18 protein-coding genes are annotated in these 19409 nt (G+C 75.8%); 12 read left to right on the top strand and 6 right to left on the bottom strand.

Features of this window, described 5'->3' with window-relative positions; translation table 11 throughout:
- Positions 1-188 precede the first annotated feature (188 nt).
- The 6 genes from CCE01nite_RS02675 to CCE01nite_RS21525 all read left to right on the top strand — a co-directional run bounded on the left by CCE01nite_RS02675 (position 189) and on the right by CCE01nite_RS21525 (position 6488).
- Entirely contained in the window at positions 189-794 is a 606-nt protein-coding gene (locus CCE01nite_RS02675; RefSeq protein WP_034630699.1) for a heme-binding beta-barrel domain-containing protein, read from the top strand.
- A complete protein-coding gene (gene ygfZ / locus CCE01nite_RS02670; RefSeq protein ID WP_084142725.1) occupies positions 794-2089 on the top strand; it encodes a CAF17-like 4Fe-4S cluster assembly/insertion protein YgfZ in 1296 nt (431 codons plus the stop codon). The genes CCE01nite_RS02675 and ygfZ overlap by 1 nt, the downstream gene beginning before the upstream one ends.
- A gap of 22 nt (positions 2090-2111) precedes the next feature.
- Positions 2112-3242, top strand: a complete 1131-nt coding sequence (locus tag CCE01nite_RS02665) for an FUSC family protein (protein WP_141371942.1) — start codon at positions 2112-2114, stop codon at positions 3240-3242.
- A 102-nt stretch (positions 3243-3344) separates the two neighbouring features.
- Positions 3345-3680 (top strand): DUF2516 family protein, encoded by a 336-nt coding sequence (locus CCE01nite_RS02660; RefSeq protein ID WP_034630697.1) that lies wholly within the window; start codon positions 3345-3347, stop codon positions 3678-3680.
- 103 nt (positions 3681-3783) lie between these two features.
- Positions 3784-4224, top strand: a complete 441-nt coding sequence (gene dtd / locus CCE01nite_RS02655) for a D-aminoacyl-tRNA deacylase (RefSeq protein ID WP_034630695.1) — start codon at positions 3784-3786, stop codon at positions 4222-4224.
- A 401-nt stretch (positions 4225-4625) separates the two neighbouring features.
- Positions 4626-6488: a hypothetical protein gene (locus tag CCE01nite_RS21525; protein ID WP_141371941.1), complete on the top strand. Its 1863-nt coding sequence runs from the start codon at positions 4626-4628 to the stop codon at positions 6486-6488.
- A 36-nt stretch (positions 6489-6524) separates the two neighbouring features.
- Here CCE01nite_RS21525 and CCE01nite_RS21700 read toward each other — a convergent pair whose 3' ends face one another.
- On the bottom strand, positions 6525-6836 hold the full coding sequence (locus CCE01nite_RS21700) for a hypothetical protein (RefSeq protein WP_211254517.1): 312 nt from the start codon (positions 6834-6836) through the stop codon (positions 6525-6527).
- A gap of 124 nt (positions 6837-6960) precedes the next feature.
- On the opposite strand from CCE01nite_RS21700, the gene CCE01nite_RS02640 reads away from it, so the two are divergent.
- Positions 6961-7488 carry an O-acetyl-ADP-ribose deacetylase gene (locus tag CCE01nite_RS02640; protein ID WP_034626143.1) on the top strand — a complete coding sequence of 176 codons (528 nt, stop codon included), beginning with the start codon at positions 6961-6963 and terminating at the stop codon, positions 7486-7488.
- A 56-nt stretch (positions 7489-7544) separates the two neighbouring features.
- Here the strand turns inward: CCE01nite_RS02640 and CCE01nite_RS02635 are convergent, their stop codons facing one another.
- The 4 genes from CCE01nite_RS02635 to CCE01nite_RS02620 form a co-directional block, all read right to left on the bottom strand.
- Positions 7545-8414 carry an aldo/keto reductase gene (locus CCE01nite_RS02635; protein ID WP_034626105.1) on the bottom strand — a complete coding sequence of 290 codons (870 nt, stop codon included), beginning with the start codon at positions 8412-8414 and terminating at the stop codon, positions 7545-7547.
- 115 nt (positions 8415-8529) lie between these two features.
- Positions 8530-8967: a protein-tyrosine phosphatase family protein gene (locus tag CCE01nite_RS02630; protein ID WP_034626102.1), complete on the bottom strand. Its 438-nt coding sequence runs from the start codon at positions 8965-8967 to the stop codon at positions 8530-8532.
- 177 nt (positions 8968-9144) lie between these two features.
- Positions 9145-9987 (bottom strand): SDR family NAD(P)-dependent oxidoreductase, encoded by an 843-nt coding sequence (locus CCE01nite_RS02625; protein ID WP_034626100.1) that lies wholly within the window; start codon positions 9985-9987, stop codon positions 9145-9147.
- 167 nt (positions 9988-10154) lie between these two features.
- Positions 10155-11327, bottom strand: a complete 1173-nt coding sequence (locus CCE01nite_RS02620) for an ROK family transcriptional regulator (protein ID WP_034626098.1) — start codon at positions 11325-11327, stop codon at positions 10155-10157.
- Positions 11328-11521: 194 nt separating this feature from the next.
- Here CCE01nite_RS02620 and CCE01nite_RS02615 point away from each other — a divergent pair, with 194 nt between their 5' ends.
- The 5 genes from CCE01nite_RS02615 to CCE01nite_RS02595 all read left to right on the top strand — a co-directional run bounded on the left by CCE01nite_RS02615 (position 11522) and on the right by CCE01nite_RS02595 (position 17575).
- A complete protein-coding gene (locus CCE01nite_RS02615) occupies positions 11522-13006 on the top strand; it encodes a sugar ABC transporter ATP-binding protein (RefSeq protein WP_052103582.1) in 1485 nt (494 codons plus the stop codon).
- Positions 13003-14091, top strand: coding sequence for an ABC transporter permease (locus tag CCE01nite_RS02610; RefSeq protein WP_034626095.1), 1089 nt, complete (start codon positions 13003-13005; stop codon positions 14089-14091). The genes CCE01nite_RS02615 and CCE01nite_RS02610 overlap by 4 nt, the downstream gene beginning before the upstream one ends.
- Before the next feature lie 88 nt (positions 14092-14179).
- Positions 14180-15274 carry a substrate-binding domain-containing protein gene (locus tag CCE01nite_RS02605; RefSeq protein WP_052103580.1) on the top strand — a complete coding sequence of 365 codons (1095 nt, stop codon included), beginning with the start codon at positions 14180-14182 and terminating at the stop codon, positions 15272-15274.
- A 41-nt stretch (positions 15275-15315) separates the two neighbouring features.
- Positions 15316-16569 carry a Gfo/Idh/MocA family protein gene (locus CCE01nite_RS02600; protein ID WP_034626092.1) on the top strand — a complete coding sequence of 418 codons (1254 nt, stop codon included), beginning with the start codon at positions 15316-15318 and terminating at the stop codon, positions 16567-16569.
- Between the two features lies 1 nt (position 16570).
- The gene (locus CCE01nite_RS02595; RefSeq protein ID WP_034626087.1) at positions 16571-17575 is read left to right on the top strand and encodes a sugar phosphate isomerase/epimerase family protein; all 1005 of its coding nucleotides are present in this window, start codon (positions 16571-16573) and stop codon (positions 17573-17575) included.
- A 170-nt stretch (positions 17576-17745) separates the two neighbouring features.
- On the opposite strand, the gene CCE01nite_RS02590 is transcribed toward CCE01nite_RS02595, so the two are convergent.
- Positions 17746-19224: a hypothetical protein gene (locus CCE01nite_RS02590; protein WP_034626082.1), complete on the bottom strand. Its 1479-nt coding sequence runs from the start codon at positions 19222-19224 to the stop codon at positions 17746-17748.
- Positions 19225-19409: the final 185 nt, after the last annotated feature.

The raw sequence follows: 19409 nt of genomic DNA, 5'->3' as shown, positions 1-19409 counted from the left end.
CGTTAGGATCGGGGGATGCACACGCTCGAAGCAGTGTTCATCGGTCTCCTGGTCGCTTCCGCGCTGACCATCGGCTGGTTCTCGGTGTACGTGGTGTACCGGCTGTTCAAGGGCCAGCGCTGACCACCGGATCCTGAGGCCGGGCTGCGGCGGGCGCGTCCCGCACGGTCCGACAGAGGAAGGCAGCCATGGCATTCACCCTGCCCGAGGGACTCGCTCCCGAGGTGTACCCGCTCGCGTGGCTCGTCGGGCGCTGGTCCGGCGAGGGCGTCGTGGGGTACCCCGGCATCGAGGAGGCGCCCTTCACGCAGGAGGTCGAGTTCACCCACGACGGCGGCCCGTACCTCGCGTACACGTCGACCATCCGCCTCGTGGAGGTGCCCGACGACGCGGCCGCGCTCGTCGCGGACGGCGTGGCGACCGACGGCCCGGCGCACGACGACGTGCCGCCCGGCCCGGTCGACGGCCTCGGGCCCGTGTGGGCGACCGAGTCCGGCTACTGGCGGGTCCCGCCGGAGCGGACGGAGGACCTGACCGACGAGCAGCACCCCGTCGAGGTCCTGCTCTCCGACCCGTCGGGCCACGTCGCGCTGTACGTCGGCGCGGTCGGCAAGGGGCGCATCGACCTCGTGAGCGACCTCATCGCGCGCACCGCGACGGGCGCCGAGCTCAGCGCCGGCAAGCGGCTCTACGGGCTCGTCGAGGGCGACCTCATGTGGGCCCACGACATCGCGGCGTTCGGCCACCCCATGCAGTCGTACGCGTCGGCGCGCCTCGTCCGCGACGAGTCCTGATGACGACGGGCACCGGGCCGGAGCTCGGGCAGGCCGTCACGGGGACGCCGGACACCCCGCTCGCCGAGGGCGCCGGGACGCTGACCGGGGCCGGCGGCGTCGTCGGGCGCGGGATCACCGAGGGCGACGAGACCGCCGTCGTCGCCCCGCCCCGGCACACCTCGCCGCTGCTGCGCCGCCGCGGTGCCGTCGCGGGCGCCGGGCCGGACGCGGGCGTCGCGTGGCACTACGGCGACCCGACGGCCGAGCAGCGCGCGCTGACCCGCGGGGGAGCGGTCGTCGACCAGTCGCACCTCGGGGTCGTGCGCGTCGCCGGACCGGACCGGCTCACGTGGCTGCACTCGATCACGTCGCAGCACCTCACGGGCCTGACGCCCCGGACCTCGACCGAGCTGCTGGTGCTGAGCCCGCAGGGGCACGTCGAGCACGCCGCGGGCGTCGTCGACGACGGCGAGGCCACCTGGCTGATCACCGAGGGCGCGCACGCCCCGACGCTCGCCGCGTGGCTCGACCGGATGCGCTTCACGCTGCGGGTCGAGGTCGCCGACGTGACGGACGACTGGGCCGCGATCGGCGAGCCGGTCTCCGCCGAGGGCGTCGAGGGCGAGCCGATCACGTGGCGCGACCCGTGGCCGCACACCGCCCCTGGCGGCACACGCTACGGACCCGAGGACGCGCAGCACCCCGGCCTCGACCGCCCGTGGCGGCTCGTGCTGGTGCCGCGCGCCGAGCTCGCCGACGCCGTCGCCGCACGCGAGGCCGCGGGCTGGCCCCTCGTCGGCACGTGGGCCAGTGAGGCCGTGCGCGTCGAGGCCTGGCGCCCGCGGCTCGGGCGCGAGGTCGACCACCGCTCGATCCCGCACGAGCTCGACTGGCTGCGCACCGCGGTGCACCTCGTCAAGGGCTGCTACCGCGGGCAGGAGAGCGTCGCGCGCGTGCACAACCTCGGCCGGCCGCCGCGCCGGCTCGTGATGCTGCACCTCGACGGGTCCGGCCACCTGCTGCCCGAGCCCGGGGCGGAGGTCCGCGAGCTCGGGGACCTCGCGTCCGGCGGCGAGGTGGGGCGCGCGGTGGGTCACGTGACGAGCGTCGCGCGGCACCACGAGCTCGGGCCCGTCGCGCTCGCGGTCCTCAAGCGCTCGACCCCGGTCGACGCCACGCTCGTCGTGGACTGCGACGGCGGTGCGGTCGCGGCCGGGCAGGAGGTCGTCGTCGCGGGCGAGGGGGTCTCGGCCGACCGGCCCGCCGCCCGGGGGCCCCTGACGCGCGGCCTGGGGCAGCGCCCGAGCCTGTGACCGTCCGGGCGGTGGTGCGCGCGTGAGCGAGGCGACCACGCCCGACGAGCCGGGCTTCCGGCGTGCGGCTCGCGTCCTGGTCTCCGTGCGCGTGCGCCAGGGCCGGGCGCGGGTGCGGACCTCGTTCGTCCCGACGCTGCAGGCCGCGGTCGCCGCGGGGCTCTCGTGGGCGCTGGCCTACTACGCGCTCGGCCACGAGTTCCCGTTCTTCGCGCCCGTGTGCGCGTGGGTCGCGCTCGGGTTCAGCGCGGACCGGCAGGTGCGGCGCGTCGCCGAGCTCGCCGTGGGCGTCGCGATCGGTGTCGGGCTCGGCGACCTCGTCGTGCACGTCATCGGCAGCGGCCCCTGGCAGATCGCGCTCGTGCTGCTGGTCTCGGCGATGCTCGCCCGGTTCATCGACCGCGGCCCCGTCCTGACGACGCAGGCCGGCGTGCAGGCCATCGGCATCGTCGGGCTGCCGGCGCTCGCCGCCTCGGGGAGCAGCCCCGTGGGGCGGTGGACCGACGCGCTGGTCGGGGGCGTCGTCGCGCTCGGGGTCGCGGCGCTCAGCCCCGACGACCCGCGCCGCCGCCCGCGCGCGCAGGCCCGGCAGGCGGTGCTCGAGCTCGCCGGGATGCTCGACGTGCTCGGGCGCGGCCTGCGGACCGGGTCGGCGCACCACGTCGAGGACGCCCTGATCCGCGGCCGCGCGTCGCAGCCCGCGCTCGACGACTGGCGCGAGGGGGCCGCGAACGCCCGCAACCTCGCGCGGGTCTCGCCCGCCGGGCGCCGGCACCGCGACGAGCTCGGGGCGCTCGGTGCCTCAGCGGTCTACGTCGACCGGGCCATGCGCAACGCCCGCGTGCTCGCCCGGCGCGCACTGTCCGCCGTCGAGGGCGACCACGAGCGCGACCTCGGTGGGGTCGCCGCCGCGGTCGACTCGCTCGCGCGCGCCGCGGGGTCGCTCGCCGGCAACCTCGGAACCGGTGCGGGCGCCGAGGCCACCCGCCGCGAGCTGCTCGCCGTCGCGCAGCGGCTCGACCCCTTCCGGCTCGCGCCCGACGACTGGCAGGTGCAGAGCCTCGTGCTCCTCGTCCGCTCGCTCACCGTGGACCTGCTCGAGGCGTCGGGCGTGCCCGAGGGCGAGGCGCGCGAGGCGCTGCCGGAGATCTGAGGCCGGTGCGGGGTGGGGCGGGGCCGGCCCGACACCGGCCCGGGGTCGGTCCTGGGCCGACGGGGGCGGGCCTGCCGGGGGCGCGCACCGTAGGCTCGGCGGGTGATCGGAAGCGTGCAGACCCTCATCTACGCCGGGTTCTACCTCGTCATCTTCCTGCTGGCGGTGTGGGCGCTGATCGACGTGCTGCGCCGGCCCGCCCGGGCGTTCGTGAGCGCCGGCAAGCGGACCAAGAAGTTCTGGGGCCTGCTGCTCGGCGCCGCGGTGCTGCTGGCGTTCGCCGCGCTCCCGCCGCCCATCGGCCGCGGCTACCTGAGCTTCCTCGCGCTCGGGAGCGCGATCGCCGCCGTCGTGTACCTCGTCGACGTCAAGCCCGCCGTGACGCCGTACTCGGGCGGGCGCGGCCGGGGACCGTCGGGCCCGCGCGGCGGCTGGTGAGCGCGCAGCCGCCGCGTGCGCGGTCGGTCCGCGTGCCGGCCGCGGGGCTCGGTGCAGCGCTCGGTGCAGGGCTCGGTGCAGGGCTCGGTGCGGGGGAGCGTCGGTGAGGGCCGTGGTCCAGCGCGTCACGCGTGCGTCGGTCACGGTCGACGGTGAGGTCGTCGGGCGGCTCGACCGGCCCGGGCTCGTCGCGCTCGTCGGCGTGACGCCCGGCGACGGACCCGCCCAGGTCGAGCTGGTGGCCCGCAAGATCGCCGACCTGCGGATCCTGCGCGACGAGCAGTCGGTGCTCGACGCGGGCGCGCCCGTGCTCGTCGTCAGCCAGTTCACGCTCTACGCCGACACCCGCAAGGGCCGGCGGCCGACCTGGAACGCCGCGGCGCCCGGGCCCGTCGCCGAGCCGCTCGTCGACGCCGTCGTCGCGGCGCTGCGGGGCCGGGGCATCGAGGTCGCGACCGGGGTGTTCGGCGCCGACATGGCGGTCGAGCTCGTCAACGACGGGCCCGTGACGATCCTGCTGGAGTCGGTGCCCGAGCCCGCGTGAGCGGTGCGTGGTCGGACGACCAGGCACGGGAGGGCGGAGCGGACCACCTTCGTGACCGCGGACGTGCCGTCGCCCTCGTTTCGCCTCCGCGAGGCTTCTGACGGGTCGGCCGGCCACCCGGTGGCGGCCGGACCAGCGGGCGCCACGGCAGGGACGGCGTGCGTCGCCGCGGGAGGCGTTTGCTCCGGCTTTGCCCGGCGGTGCCGCTTCGTCGCGCGTCGGTGTCGTGCGCCGGTCGGGTGACGCGTGCCGCCCGCCCGCCGGTGCCCGCGTGCGCGGTGCCAGGGTGGTCGGCGCGCACGGCCCCACCGTCCCACCGGCGGTCTCACCGGCGGACGAGGGCACCGGCTCGGGGCGAGGCGGTGCGCACCCCGCGGCCGAGCGCGCGCAGGGGGGAACGCATGCAGCAGCCAGTCATCCGCACGGCGGCCGTCGTCGTCGGCCCGTTCGTCGACGACGCCGGGGCGCCGTGGAGGGGCGAGGTCACCGTCACCTCGTCGACGCCGCGCGTCTGGGCGGCCACGGGGGCCGTCGTCGCGCCCCGGCCGGTGCCCGTCGGGCTGGCCGACGACGGCACCGCGACGCTCGACCTCCCCGTCACGGACCAGCCGGGGTTCACCGACGGGGCGGGCCGTGCGCTCACGGGGTGGACCTACACGGTCGCCGTCGCGCTCGACGGAGCGCCGTACGCGCGCCACACGTTCGCCCTGCCGTCGCGGGTCACGGCGGACGGGCCGGTGCGGCTCGTCGTCCTGCCCGACGCCGGGAGCGTCGCGGTGCCCGGCGCGGCTGCTCCGGCGGCTGCGCCGGGACCCGCCGGGGCGGCCGCGCCGGGACAGGTGCCGGTGCCCGGGCTGAGCCCCGTGCAGTCCCACGCGCCCGTGCCCGGACCGGGTCCCGCGCCGGGTGTGCGACCGGTGTGGCCCGCCCTCACTCCGCCGCCGGGGGCCCGACCGGGACCGGCGCGCGTCCAGGACCGTGCCCTCTCGCGGCGCGAGACGTTCCGCGCGGGCGCCGTCGCGCTCGGCGCCGCGGCGCTCACCGGGTGGGCCGCGTCGCCCGTCGCCGCAGCACCCACCGCCCGCGCCGCCGCCGCGCCGGGCCCCGAGCCGGTCGTGCCCGCCCTCACCGGCGCCGTGACCCTCGCGCAGGTCATCGAGGAGGACGTGACCATCGGGTCGGTGGAGAAGCCGCGGACGCTGCGGATCAAGTCCTCCGGCGCCGGGGGGAGCGAGCGCAGCCCCGACCTGTACGACTCGACGGGGCGGATCGTGCTCGAGTCCTACCAGCCGCACTTCAAGTGGTACGGCGAGTCCATCCGGGTGCAGCTCAAGGACCCCCGCGCCAAGGGGATGCTCGCGTACCAGGCGCACTGGCCGACCCCGCACTACGCCGGCGGCGACTTCTCCGGGCGCGCCGTGCACCCCACGGACCCGATCACGATCGCGTGGATCGGCGCGCACTTCCTCGACAACGACGACCCCACGCAGCTGCGCAACAACCTGCGCCACGGGCACCTGAACTTCGAGGTCCCGGACTCGCGCGGCGACCTGCAGACGCGGTTCGAGATCAAGCTCATCGACACCACGACCGGCAAGATCGGCACCGACCGCTCGGCGATCCGCACCAACCTCGCGGACTTCGAGCACCAGGTCGGCGCCGCCGGCGAGCAGCTGCGGATCGTCGGCAACGACACCCGCCACAAGGACCTCGCGTTCTCGCTCGAGCACGGGGCCAAGCAGCCGCGGTGGGTGCTGCGGGCCGCGGCGGGCGGCGCGCAGCTGCAGTTCCGGCGGTACGCGCCCGGCGCGGTGCACGTCGACTCGCCGCTGCAGCTCGACCCGGGCGACGGGCGGGTGCTCGTCGGCGGCGACGAGGGCTCCGCGGGCGGGCTCGTCGTGCGGCGCCGCGACGGCGTGGCGCTGTCGGTGCAGACGCTCCTGCCCGGCGGGCACGGGATCCTCGTGAGCGGGCCCGCCGGGGACCCGACCGCGCGCGTCATCGAGGGCGACGCGACCGGGGACGCGATCCGGCGCTTCGTCGTCCAGGTCGACGGCACGATCGCGTGGGGCGACGGCGCCGCGGAGCGCGACACCCTGCTCTACCGGCGGGGACCGAACCAGCTCGGCACCGACGGCGGGGTGTTCCTGCGCGACAGCGGCGTGCCCGACGCGGCGCCGACGGGCGGGGTGCTGTTCGTGCAGGACGGTGCGCTGAAGTACCGGGGGTCGGCGGGGACGGTGACGACGCTCGCGGCGGCGTGAGCGGCGTGAGCGGCGTGAGCGGCGTGAGCGGCGGGGTCAGGACGGGCCGGACGCCTCGCTCGGGTGGTCGTCGGCGGCGTGCGACGGGACAGGGTGGGACGAAGCAGGATGGGATGAGGCGCCGGGCGACGGGGCGTCGTCGGGTGGGGACGCGGGCACGGGGCCGCGCGTGATCCGCCACTCGCCGACCTCGGTGTACGACGAGTCGCGGATCGCGTCGTGCTGGCCGTCGGTCAGCGGGTAGTGCTTGAGGTTCCCGGCCCAGTACCGCAGGGCGCGGCCGAGCTCGTCGAGCATGGTCGGGTCGGGGGTCGCGTCGTCGAGCTCGACCTCGAAGGTGAAGCGCATGGCGGGTCCTTCCTCGTCGGGTGCGTCCCGATCGTCCCGCGCCGGATGCGTCGACGGAAGCCCGGGCGCGTGCCGAGCGGTGGCCGGCGTCGCGGGCGCGGCGGGAGGGGGGCAGCATGGCCGCATGCAGATCGAGGCGGTCCAGGGGGACCTCACGCGAGAGCGGGTCGACGCGATCGTCAACGCCGCGAACTCGACGCTGCTCGGCGGGGGCGGGGTCGACGGCGCGATCCACGCCGCCGCCGGGCCCGCGCTGCTCGAGGAGTGCCGGCGCGTGCGGAAGACGACGTTCCGGGAGGGGCTGCCGGTGGGCGAGGCGGTCGCGACCAGCGCGGGGGAGCTCGCGGCGCGGTGGGTCGTGCACACGGTGGGGCCGAGCTGGAACCGCGGGCAGCGCGACGAGGCGCAGCTCGCGTCCTGCTTCACGCGGTCGCTCGACGTCGCGGCCGAGGTCGGCGCGCGGTCGGTCGCGTTCCCCGCGGTCAGCGCGGGCGCCTACGGCTGGGCGATGGGCACCGTCGCCGACGTCGCGGTGCGGACGGTGCGCGCGTGGGACGCGGCGAGGCCTGGGGAGGTCGACCTCGTGCGGTTCGTGCTCTTCGGCGCGACGGCGCTCGCGGAGTTCGAGCGAGCGCTGGGCGAGGTCGACTGAGACGCGCGTCGGGCCGCCCGCTGGTGCGGACGGCCCGACGGCGGTGGTGCAGTGGATCAGCGCTGGACGGCGGCGTCGAGCTCCACGATCTCCTCCGGGCCGAGGATGAGGTCCGCGGCCTTGACCGAGTCCTGGATGGTCTCCGGGCGGGACGAGCCCGGGATCGGGATGACGACGGGCGCCTGGGCGAGCTCCCACGCGAGCGCGACCTGCTGCGGGCTGACGCCGTGCGCCGCCGCGACGCGCTCGAACGCGCCGTGCGTGTCGCCGAGCGCCGAGGCCTTGCCGATGCCGCCGAGCGGGCTCCACGGGAGGAACGCGAGGCCGAGCTGCGCGCACAGGTCGAGCTCGGGCTGCGACGAGCGGAACGCCGGGGAGTACTGGTTCTGCACGGACGTCAGGCGCCCGCCGAGCACGTCCTGCGCCTCGCGGATCTGGTCCGGGTTCGCGTTGGAGATGCCCGCGAGGCGGATCTTGCCCGCGTCGAGGAACTCGTTGAGGACGCCGACCGACTCGGCGTAGGGGACGTTCGGGTCGGGGCGGTGGAACTGGTAGAGGCCGATCGCCTCGACGCCGAGCCGCTGGAGCGACGCGTCGAGCGCCTGGCGGAGGTGGTCGGGCGAGCCGTCGACGTACCAGGAGCCGTCGCCGGGGCGCAGGTGGCCGCCCTTGGTCGCGACGAGCACGTCGGAGGAGTCGCCGCCCCATGTGCGCAGCGCCTCCGCGATGAGCTCCTCGTTGTGACCGACGTCGGTCGCGGTCAGGTGGTACGCGTCCGCGGTGTCGATGAGCGTGACGCCGGCGTCGAGCGCGGCGTGGATCGTGGCCAGGGCGCGGTCGCGGTCCGGGCGACCCTCGATCGACAGGGGCATCCCGCCGAGTCCGATGGCGCTGACCGTGACGTCTCCGAGGTTTCGTGTCTGCATGCTCTCCAGTCTGCGTCGTATCGGTTCGACCGGCAGCGTGAGCGGTGACCTGCTCGTCGTCCGGCGCCCGCTACCGGGGCTCCGCGCACCGGCGGAGGATCTGGTCGACGACCGGTCAGCCGCGGTGCGGGGCGAACCGGCGGACGAACAGCCACTGGCCCGGCGTCTCGACGGCGCGCGGGTGGTAGCCGCGGCGCACGTACGCCACCGCCTCGCGGGCCGGGACGCCGTCGAGCACCGCGAGGCACGCGAGCGCCGTCCCGGTGCGCCCGCGCCCGCCCTCGCACGCGACCTCGACGCGCTCGTCGGCGGCCCGGCGGAGCGCCTCGCGCAGCGCGTCCTCGGCGTCCGCGGGGTCGCTCGGCGTGCGGAAGTCGGGCCACCGCACCCAGCGCGACGGCCACGGCAGCGGCTCCGGCGGCGCGGCGAGCAGATACACGCCCGCCTCGGGGTCGGGGCCCGCGGGCGTCGGGCGGCGCAGGCCCCGGCCGCGGACCCGCAGGCCGCTGGGCAGGGTCAGGACGCCCTCGTCGGCCGGGTCCCAGGTGCTCATGGGCGGACGCTAGCGAGCCCGCTCAGTCGGGGCCAGGGCCGGTGCCGGGGCAGGACCGGGCCGACGCCCGGACCGGCCGCCATGACCGGGCCAGGGCGACAGGACCGGACCGACGCCGGGGCCGGTCGCCATGACCGGGCCGGCGCCGGGCACGTCGCCCGCGGACGACCGGAGCGCTCAGCGGCCGCGGACCCGCCGGGTGCGCGTCGGGACGGGGTCGTCCTCCGGCCGCCGCATGAGCGAGCCCATCAGCAGCGCCAGCCGGCGGCGGGTCACGAGCCGGCTGACCGCGACGAAGGCCCGGTTCGCGGCGCCGGTGACGACGCTCGGCGGCGGGTTGCGGCGGTCGAGCGTGCGCAGCGCCGTGGCGACGACCTCCTCGGCGGTCTGCCGCCGGCTCCCGCCGCCGCTCGTGCGCCACTGCGCGACGTCGAAGAACTCGGTCTCGGTCGCACCCGGGGACAGCGCGAGCACCCGCAGCCCCGTCCCGCGCGCCTCGCCCCACAGCGCCTCGGTGAAGCTGAGCACGAACGCCTTCGTCGCGCCGTAGACCGCGAGGTTCGGGTTGCCCTGGTAGGCCGCGAGGCTCGAGAGGTTGACCAGCACCCCGGTCCCCGCGGCCCGCAGGTCGTCGATCAGCGCGTGCGTGAGCTCGACGAGCGCGAGCACGTTGAGCGTGATCTCCTCGCGGACGCGGTCCGGGTCCTCGTCGTGGAACGGGCTGTGCGTCGCGAAGCCCGCGTTGTTGACGAGGCCCGTGACGCGCAGCCCCTGGCGGTCGAGCTCCGCGACGAGGTCCGCGACGGCCGACGGCTCCCCGAGGTCGAGCGGGACGGCGGTCGCCCGGATGCCGTGCGCGGCGACGAGCTCCGCGGCGAGCGCGTCGAGGCGCTCGCGGCGGCGGGCCACGAGGACGAGGTCGGAGCCGCGCGCCGCGAGCTGCCGGGCGAACTCCGCGCCGATGCCCGAGCTCGCGCCCGTGACGAGCGTCGTCTGGTGGCGGTAGTCGACTGCGGTCATGGCGGGGTCCTCCGGGCGTGCGCGGTCGCCCACGCGCCGGACGGCGGGGGAGCGGTGCTCCCACTGTGCGGGCGTGCGCGCCCGGGGGCATGTCGGCGCGTGCGCGGTCCGCCGCCGCCGGGGGCCGGTCGGGTGCCGGTGACCCGGCGTGACCGCGCCGGGCGGCGTCAGCCGAGCATGTCCTCGAGCGCGCCGCTCGTGAGCAGGTGGTCGACGACCATCGTGCTGGCCCCGAGCACGCCGGCGCGGCCCTTCGTGCGGCTCGACACGATGCGCAGGTGCTGCGTCGCGAGCGGCAGGGAGCGGCGGTAGACGACCTCGCGGATCCCGGCGAGCAGGTGCTCGCCGGCCTCGGCGACGCTGCCGCCGAGCACGATGACCGACGGGTTCAGCATGCTCACGCACGTCGCGAGCACCTCGCCGATGGCCCGGCCGGCGTCGCGGACCGTGCGCAGCGCGGTCACGTCGCCCGAGCGGACGAGCGCGACGACGTCGGCGCTCGTGAGCGCGGGCAGGCCCGCGGCGGCGAGCTCGGCGGCGATGGCCCGGCCGCCGGCGACGGCCTCGAGGCACCCGGTGTTGCCGCAGCGGCACAGCACGTCGCGCCCGCCGGGGACCGCGATGTGTCCGACGTCGCCCGCGGCGCCCTGGGCCCCGCGCCGGATCGCGCCGTCGCTGATGACGCCCGCGCCGATGCCGGTCGCGACCTTGACGAACAGCAGGTGGTCGACGTCCGCGAACTCGGTGGCGTGCTCGCCGAGCGCCATGACGTTGACGTCGTTGTCGACGAGGACCGGGGTGCCGAGCAGCGCGCCGAGGTGCCCGGCGACGTCGGCGTCGTCCCAGCCCGGCATGATCGGCGGGTTCGTGGGGCGCCCGGTCGCGTGGTCGACGGGTCCGGGCAGCCCGACGCCGACCCCGACGAGCTCGGACGTGTGCCGCCCGGTGTGCTCGACGAGCTTCGCGGCGACCTTCGCGACGTGGTCGAGCACCGGGCCCGGGCCGTCCGAGATCGCGATGGTGTCGAGGTGCTCGGCGAGCACGGTCGACGCGAGGTCGGTCACGGCGACGCGGGCATGGGTAGCCCCGAGGTCGATCGCGAGCGTGATGCGGGCGCCGGGGTGGAACGCGAGGGTCGCGGGCGGGCGGCCGCCGGTCGAGCTGGCCTCGCCCGCGGGGGTCACGAGCCCGGCCGCGAGGAGCTGGTCGACGCGCGCGGAGACGGTCGACCGGGCCAGCCCGGTGAGCTGGCCGAGCTCGGCGCGGGTCCGCGGCTGCCCGTCCCGCAGGAGCTGGACGACCCCGCTGAGGTCCCCGGTACGTCGTTCACCTGCAGCCATGCGCGCAAGTCAAGCACATCTGCAGAAGTCCGTCGGCAGCCATGCATGTTTTGCTTGACATCCGGCAGAAGTGGGCTAGCGTCCGTCGCATGGTCGATGACGACTCCCGCTCCGGCGCTGCCCGCACAGGCGACATCCGCGCGAGCGGTGCCGGCTCCGCGGACGCCCCCGGAGCCGCTGCCCCGCTGCTGCAGATGCGCGGCATCGTCAAGCACTTTCCCGGCGCCAAGGCGCTCGACGGCGTCGACCTCGACATCCTCCCGGGCGAGGTGCACTGCCTCCTCGGCCAGAACGGCGCCGGGAAGTCGACGCTCATCAAGGTCCTCGCGGGCGCCCACAAGCCCGACAGCGGCACGCTCACCTGGCGCGGCGAGCCGCTCGCGGTGACGACCCCGGTCGCCGCGATGCGCGCGGGCGTCGCGACGATGTACCAGGAGCTCGACGTCGTCGACGGGCTCACGGTCGCCGAGAACGTCTTCCTCGGCCACGAGCTCACGAGCGGCGGGTTCACGCAGCGCCGCCGCGCCCACGCCCGCACCCGGGAGCTGCTCGTGCGCCTCGGCCACGGCGACATCCCGCCGCACCGCGAGGTCGGGCACCTCTCGGCCGCCGGCAAGCAGGTCGTCAGCATGGCGCGGGCCCTGTCGCACGACGCGCGGCTCATCGTCATGGACGAGCCGTCCGCGGTGCTCGACTCCGAGGAGGTCGCGAATCTCTTCCGCGTCGTGCGCGAGCTCACTGCCGCCGGCGTCGCCGTCCTCTACATCTCGCACCGGCTTGAGGAGATCCGCCAGATCGGCGACCGGATCACCGTGCTCAAGGACGGCCGGACCGTCGCGGCGAACCTGCCCGTGGCGTCGACCCCGACGGCCGAGCTCATCCGGCTCATGACCGGGCGCGCCGTCGAGCAGGTGTTCCCGGCCCGGCCTCCCGTCGCCCCCGATGCCCCGACGCTGCTGAGCGTCGACGGCCTCGCGCTGCGCGGGGTGTTCCACGACGTGTCGTTCACCGTGCGGGCCGGCGAGGTCGTCGGGCTCGCGGGGCTCGTCGGGTCCGGGCGCTCCGAGATCCTCGAGACCGTCTACGGCGCCCGCAAGGCCACCGCCGGACGCGTCGAGGTCGCCGGGAAGGCGCTCCGGGCCGGGTCCGTCGACGCCGCGGTGCGGGCCGGCGTCGGGCTCGCGCCCGAGGAGCGCAAGAGCCAGGGCCTCCTGCTCGACGAGCCGCTCTACCGCAACGTCACGCTCTCGACGTTCGGCCGGTTCGCGCGGGGTCCGATGCTCGACGAGCCCGGCGAGCGCGCCGCCGCCCGCGAGCAGATCGCCGCGCTCGACCTGCGCCCTGCCGACCCCGACCGCACGACCCGCACGCTCTCGGGCGGCAACCAGCAGAAGCTCATGCTCGCGCGCTGGCTCGTGCACGGCTGCACGGTCCTGCTGCTCGACGAGCCCACGCGCGGCGTCGACGTCGGGGCGCGCGCCGAGATCTACGCGCTCGTACGGGCGCTCGCCGACGCCGGGACCGCCGTCGTCGTCGTGTCGAGCGAGATCGAGGAGGTCCTGGGGCTCGCGCACCGGGTCCTCGTCGTGGCCGAGGGCCGGGTGCTGCACAGCGGCCCCGCCGACCAGATCGACGAGCACCGCGTGCTCGACATCGTCATGGAAGGAAGTGCCGCGTGAGCGAGCAGATCCCCCCGCTGGCCACCGCCGGCTCGGTCCCGCCCGACCCGGACCACCCTGCGCCGCTGCAGCGCACCGGCCCGACGCCCGGCGCGGCGGCCGCGCCGTCGAGCCGGAGCCCGCGGGGGCTCATGCACGGCGCCTCGGGCCGCAACATCGGCCTCGTCATCGCCCTCGCGGTGCTGTGCGCGGTCGGTGTCGCGACCGCCGGCGACCGGTTCGCGAGCCTCGACAACATCATGACGATCCTGCGGCTCGCGGCCGTGATCGGCGTGCTCAGCATCGGCATGACGTTCGTCATCACGGGCGGCGGGATCGACCTGTCGGTCGGCTCGGTGCTCGGGCTCGCGTCGGTCTGGGCGACGACCATCGCGACGCAGACGATGGCGCAGGACACGCACTGGATCGTCATGGTGCTCACGGCGCTCGCGGTCGGCACGGTCTGCGGGCTGGTCAACGGGGTCCTCATCGCCTACGGGCAGGTCGTGGCGTTCATCGCGACGCTCGCGATGATGGTCGGCGCCCGCGGCCTCGCGGAGGTCATCGCGAACCGGCGGACGCAGATCGTCCGGGTGCCCGAGTTCCTCGACGTGTTCCGCGCCGAGCCGCTCGGCGTCTCGGTGATCGTCTGGATCTTCGTCGTCGTCGCGGTCGCCGGCTGGGTGCTGCTCAACCGGACGACGTTCGGGCGCCGGACCCTCGCCGTCGGCGGCAACCCCGAGGCCGCGCGGCTCGCGGGCATCCGGATCCGCCGCCACACGATGTACCTCTACGCGATCTCGGGCCTGACCGCCGGGATCGCCGGGGTCATGATGCTCGCCCGGACGACCGCGGGCTCCTCGACGAACGGCCAGCTCTACGAGCTCGACGCCATCGCGGCCGTCGTCGTCGGCGGGACCCTGCTCGCGGGCGGGCGCGGCACGATCGTCGGCACCGTGTTCGGGGTGCTGATCTTCTCGACGCTCACGAACGTCTTCACGCAGAACAACCTGTCGATCTCGGCGCAGTCGGTCGCGAAGGGCGCGATCATCGTGCTCGCCGTGCTGCTCCAGCAGCGGTTCGCGGCCCGCTCGCGCAGCAGCTGAGCCACCCCCACCCACCCCGCCCGCCACGCCCTGGGCCCATCACGCCCGCACCCCCGCACGGCCACCGCAGGAGTCAAGGAGGATTCCCATGTCCGCACGCACCGTCGCCGCCCGCCCCACGGGGACCGGCACCACCCGCACCGCCCGCCGCCGCCGCCTGCTGCTCACCGCGGGCGCGCTGCTCACGACCGCCGGCCTCCTCGCCGGCTGCACGTCCAACGAGCCCGCGCAGGACGACGACGCCCCGCAGGCCGCGTCGAACGACGGCGGCGAGAACGACGAGTCCGGCGAGACCGTCCGCATCGGCTTCTCGGCCCCCGCCGCCGACCACGGCTGGATGGGCGCCATCACCCAGGCCGCGATCGACGAGGCCGACAAGTACGACGACGTCGAGCTGATCGTCGCCGAGGCCACGAACGACGTGAACCTCCAGATCAGCCAGGTCGAGACGTTCATCAACGACGGCGTCGACGCGATCGTGCTCTTGCCGTTCGACGGCGCCGCGCTCACCGAGGTCGCGACGCAGGCGATGGAGGCCGGCATCACGGTCATCAACGTCGACCGTGAGTTCTCGAGCCCGTTCGCCGCGCGCACGACCGTGCTGGGCGACAACTACGGCATGGGCGTCAGCGCGGGGACCTACGTGTGCGAGCAGGTCGGCGACAACAAGGACGCGGTCGTCGCCGAGATCGCCGGGATCGACTCGCTCCCGCTCACGCAGGACCGCAGCCAGGGCTTCGCGGACGCGCTGGCCGACTGCGGGCTCGACGTCGACAACCGCGTCGCGGCCGACTTCACCGTGCAGGGCGGTCAGCAGGCCGCCGCGAACCTGCTGCAGGCCGCGCCGCAGATCGACGCGCTGTGGAACCACGACGACGACCAGGGTGTCGGGGTCATGGCGGCGATCGACGAGGCCGGGCGCGACGAGTTCGTCATGGTCGGTGGCGCCGGGTCCGCGAACGTGATGCGCTCGATCGAGGCGGACGACACCGTGCTCAAGGCCACCGTCATCTACCCCTCGACGCAGGCCGCCGACGGCATCCGGCTCGCCCGGCTCATCTCGCAGAACAAGTCGATGGGCGACCTCGTCTCGATCTCCGTCCCCCGCACCGTGCAGCTCTTCGCGCCCGTCGTGACCAAGGACAACGTCGACCAGTACCTGCCGACCGCGTTCGAGTCCTGAGCAGCGGCACGGACGAGCGGGTCGACCGGAAGGGGAAGGGCATGGCGCAGCACGAGGACGGCCGGCTCGGCGTCGGGATGATCGGGTACGCCTTCATGGGCGCCGCGCACTCGCAGGCGTGGCGCGTGGCACCCCGGTTCTTCGACCTCGCGCTGCGCCCGGAGATGACGGTCGTCGCGGGGCGGGACAGCACCGCGGTCGAGGCGGCGCGCGTGCGGCTCGGCTGGGGTGCGGCGGAGACCGACTGGCGCGCGGTGGTCGCCCGCGACGACGTCGACCTCGTCGACATCTGCACGCCGGGCGACACGCACGCCGAGATCGCGATCGCGGCGCTGCAGGCCGGCAAGCACGTGCTGTGCGAGAAGCCCCTCGCCAACACCGTGGCCGAGGCGGAGGCCATGACGGCCGCCGCCGAGGCCGCGGCGGAGCAGGGAGTCCGGGCGATGGTCGGGTTCACCTACCGCCGGGTCCCCGCGATCGCGCTGGCCCGCCAGCTCGTCGCCGAGGGGCGCATCGGGCAGGTGCGGCAGGTCCGGGCGCAGTACCTGCAGGACTGGATCGCCGACGCCGAGGCGCCGCTGTCGTGGCGGCTCGACAAGGCCGTCGCCGGGTCCGGGGCGCTCGGGGACATCGGGGCGCACGTCGTCGACCTCGCGCAGCACGTCACCGGCCAGGTGCTGACCGGGGTGAGCGGGCTGCTCGAGACGTTCGTGCACGAGCGGCCCGTCGCCGCGGGGTTCTCCGGGCTGCACGGCTCGGCGGGCACCGAGCGCGGGCCGGTCACGGTCGACGACGCCGCGGTGTTCTTCGGGCGGCTCTCGGGCGGTGGGATCGCGACGTTCGAGGCGACCCGGTTCGCGTGGGGCCGCAAGAACGCGATCCGGCTCGAGGTCAACGGCTCGCACGGGTCGATCGCGTTCGACTTCGAGGACATGAACGTGCTGCACCTGTACGACGCGACCGACGAGGCGCGCGTCGCGGGCTTCCGGCGGATCGTCGTGACCGAGCCCGAGCACCCGTACGTCGGCGCCTGGTGGCCCGCGGGGCACGGCCTCGGCTACGAGCACGGGTTCGTGCACCAGGTCGTCGACCTCGTGGGCGCGCTCGCCGCGGGGGAGCAGCCGACCCCGTCGTTCGCGGACGGCCTGCAGGTGCAGCGCGTGCTCGACGCCGTCGAGCGCTCCGCGGCCGACGAGAGCCGCTGGACGTTCGTCGACCCCGGCCCCACCCCGCCCCCGCGCGCGTCCGACGACGGCCTGCCCGGTGCCGCCGTCCCCGAACCGAAGGAGAGCTGACGTGGCACGACCGATCACGCTGTTCACCGGCCAGTGGGCCGACCTCCCGCTCGAGGAGGTCGCCCGGCTGGCGTCCGAGTGGGGCTACGACGGGCTCGAGCTGGCCTGCTGGGGCGACCACCTCGACGTGCGGAGGGGCGCCGAGGACGACGCGTACGTCCAGGACCGGCTCGACCTGCTCGAGCGGTACGGCCTGAAGGTGTTCGCCATCTCGAACCACCTGACCGGGCAGGCGGTGTGCGACGACCCGATCGACCAGCGCCACCACGACATGCTCCCGCCGGACGTGTGGGGCGACGGCGACCCCGAAGGCGTCCGGCAGCGCGCCGCCGAGGTCATGCAGCTCACGGCCCGCACGGCGGCTCGGCTCGGCGTGAAGACGGTCGTCGGGTTCACCGGCTCGGCGATCTGGAAGTACGTCGCGATGTTCCCGCCGGTCACCCCGGAGCTCGTCGACGCCGGCTACCGGGACTTCGCGGACCGCTGGAACCCGATCCTCGACGTGTTCGACGAGGTCGGCGTCCGGTTCGCGCACGAGGTGCACCCGAGCGAGATCGCCTACGACTACTGGACGACCGTGCGGACCCTCGAGGCGATCGGCCACCGCGAGGCGTTCGGGCTCAACTGGGACCCGAGCCACTTCGTCTGGCAGGACCTCGACCCCGTCGGCTTCCTGTGGGACTTCAAGGACCGGATCTACCACGTGGACTGCAAGGACGCGAAGCGCCGGGTCGGCAACGGGCGCAACGGCCGGATGGGCTCGCACCTGCCCTGGGCCGACCCCCGCCGCGGCTGGGACTTCGTCTCGACCGGGCACGGGGACGTCCCGTGGGAGGACTCGTTCCGGATGCTCACGACGATCGGGTACGACGGGCCGATCTCGGTCGAGTGGGAGGACGCCGGGATGGACCGGCTCGTCGGGGCCCCCGAGGCGCTCGAGTTCGTGCGGCGGATGGCGTTCCCGCCGCCGACGGCGTCGTTCGACGCGGCGTTCAGCACGCGCTGACGGGGGTGGTCAGCGCGCTGGCGGCGGGGCGGCGCGGGTCCGGGTGAGGGGACGCGTGGCTCGGCGGTGGGCGCGTGGCTCGGCGGGGCGGTGCGTGGCACGGCGCGGGGGCGCCGGGTCACGCACCGCCCGGGGGTCGGGCCGCGCACCGTGCCGCCGGGCGCTCCCGGTCAGAGGTAGCCGCCGGGCTCTGGCTCGCTCGACGGGTCGGGCACGCGGGCGAGCGTCCCGCGGAAGAGCAGCGCCTCCCGGTCGGGCGAGCGCACCGACAGCCACGGCGTCTGCGACAGCGGGCACTGGTGCACGGCGAGGGTCGCGGACGGCAGGGTCGGCGCCAGCGCGACGAGCTCGGGGTCCGCGTCGACGAGGTGCCCCGCCACGTAGGCGTCGGTCTCGATCCCGCGCATCCCGACCGCACGCACGCACGCGCAGCCCCGCACGCCGGCGACGACCCGCGCGCGCACGCCGTCGACGTGCTGCTGCACGGCCCGGGCGGTCCCGCGCCGCAGGAGCCACGGCCCGGCGAGACGCCCGACGAGCACCGAGACGACCGTCAGCCAGACCGCGACCGCGTCGACCGCGGGCTCGTGCGTCGCATCGAGCTCCGCCAGGGGGCCGTTCGCGAGGACGGTCGTGACGACGGTCGTCCCCAGGAACGCGGTGATCCCGCCGGCCCGGCGCGCGCGCCTCGTCCGCGTCTCGACCGAGAACCCGGGCGGCACGTCCGGCGTAAGCCCGCGTGACGCCGCGAGCACCTGCGCGTCGACCTTCGACAGCCCCGTGCCCTGCGGCAGATGGACCCAGCGCCACACCGCGATCGTGACGAACAGCGCGAGCGCCGTGATCCACGCGGGTCGGTCCGTGAGCGCGACGACGGCGGTGACGACCGTGGCGAGCGCCAGCGCGACGGCGCCGGGGAGATTCCGGCGCCACCAGCCGCCGCCCGTGACCCGCTCGCCGCGCAGCGCGACGACGTCGTGCGCGGCCGGCCGCAGCGCGGCGAGCATCTCGAGGACGAGCCACGCCCCCGCACGGTCCCCACGGGCCTCGAGCCGCGTGACGACGTCGAGCGTCGGGCGCACCTCGTCCTCGGGGATCGGCAGCATCTCCTTGAGCGTCACCGCCGCGCGGGCGATCGACTCCGCCGCCGCGTCGGGGTCCGTCGTCGAGCGGTGCAGCACGTCCGCCACGAGCAGGCGCCGGCTGACGACCATGGTCGGTGGCGCCATCGCGGCGACGTCCCGCCACGCACCGTCGGCGAGCTCGGTCTGGCCGGCCTGCTCGGCCGCAGCCGCCAACAGGTACGCGTGGGTCAGCGCCGCGCCACCCTGGAGGCCCTGACCCGCACGGATGAGCGTCGAGAGCGCCTCGGCGTCGCCCTGGGCGGCCCACGAGGCCATCGCCACGACGTCGGGCCACCGGTGGGCGTGCGCGGTCAGCACCGAGCGGTCGACGTCCGCGAGGAGCCCGGCGGCGAGGGCCGGGCGCTCCGCGAGGACCGCCGCCCGGGCGCGCTCGAGCTCCAGGCCCCGGCCGTGGCCGCGCGCGACGGCGGCCTCCAGGAGGTCGGAGACGAGCGTGAACTCGTCCATCCGCGCGGCACTGCCCGCCCATCCGCTGAGCAGCTCGCGTGCATCGATCGTCGACATCGCCCCGTCCGAGGTGGTTCCGGCGGGTCCTGCGGCGCCCGCGTGCACAGGCATCCCACAGGACGCGGGCCGGCCGGCACAGGGCTTGGTCGTGACCGGGCGTGTGATGTGGGCCACTCCGGGCCGGGGGGTGATCGGCGTCGCCCCCGGCTCGGTCGTCGCGAGCCGGGGCGGGCGCTGCCCCC

The sequence above is a fragment of the Cellulomonas cellasea genome (assembly GCF_006538745.1).
Taxonomy (GTDB): Bacteria; Actinomycetota; Actinomycetes; order Actinomycetales; family Cellulomonadaceae; genus Cellulomonas_A; species Cellulomonas_A cellasea.
Note: the sequence above shows the minus strand (reverse complement) of the source record. Positions and strands in the feature narration are given on the sequence as shown.

Bases quoted from the DNA above. Each gene is read 5' to 3' on its own strand.
- CCE01nite_RS02675 (WP_034630699.1), top strand. From the start codon at position 189: ATGGCATTCACCCTGCCCGAGGGACTCGCTCCCGAGGTGTACCCGCTC.
- ygfZ (WP_084142725.1), top strand. From the start codon at position 794: ATGACGACGGGCACCGGGCCGGAGCTCGGGCAGGCCGTCACGGGGACG.
- CCE01nite_RS21525 (WP_141371941.1), top strand. From the start codon at position 4,626: ATGCAGCAGCCAGTCATCCGCACGGCGGCCGTCGTCGTCGGCCCGTTC.
- CCE01nite_RS21700 (WP_211254517.1), bottom strand. From the start codon at position 6,836: ATGCGCTTCACCTTCGAGGTCGAGCTCGACGACGCGACCCCCGACCCG.
- CCE01nite_RS02640 (WP_034626143.1), top strand. From the start codon at position 6,961: ATGCAGATCGAGGCGGTCCAGGGGGACCTCACGCGAGAGCGGGTCGAC.
- CCE01nite_RS02635 (WP_034626105.1), bottom strand. From the start codon at position 8,414: ATGCAGACACGAAACCTCGGAGACGTCACGGTCAGCGCCATCGGACTC.
- CCE01nite_RS02630 (WP_034626102.1), bottom strand. From the start codon at position 8,967: ATGAGCACCTGGGACCCGGCCGACGAGGGCGTCCTGACCCTGCCCAGC.
- CCE01nite_RS02625 (WP_034626100.1), bottom strand. From the start codon at position 9,987: ATGACCGCAGTCGACTACCGCCACCAGACGACGCTCGTCACGGGCGCG.
- CCE01nite_RS02620 (WP_034626098.1), bottom strand. From the start codon at position 11,327: ATGGCTGCAGGTGAACGACGTACCGGGGACCTCAGCGGGGTCGTCCAG.
- CCE01nite_RS02615 (WP_052103582.1), top strand. From the start codon at position 11,522: ATGCGCGGCATCGTCAAGCACTTTCCCGGCGCCAAGGCGCTCGACGGC.
- CCE01nite_RS02605 (WP_052103580.1), top strand. From the start codon at position 14,180: ATGTCCGCACGCACCGTCGCCGCCCGCCCCACGGGGACCGGCACCACC.
- CCE01nite_RS02600 (WP_034626092.1), top strand. From the start codon at position 15,316: ATGGCGCAGCACGAGGACGGCCGGCTCGGCGTCGGGATGATCGGGTAC.
- CCE01nite_RS02590 (WP_034626082.1), bottom strand. From the start codon at position 19,224: ATGTCGACGATCGATGCACGCGAGCTGCTCAGCGGATGGGCGGGCAGT.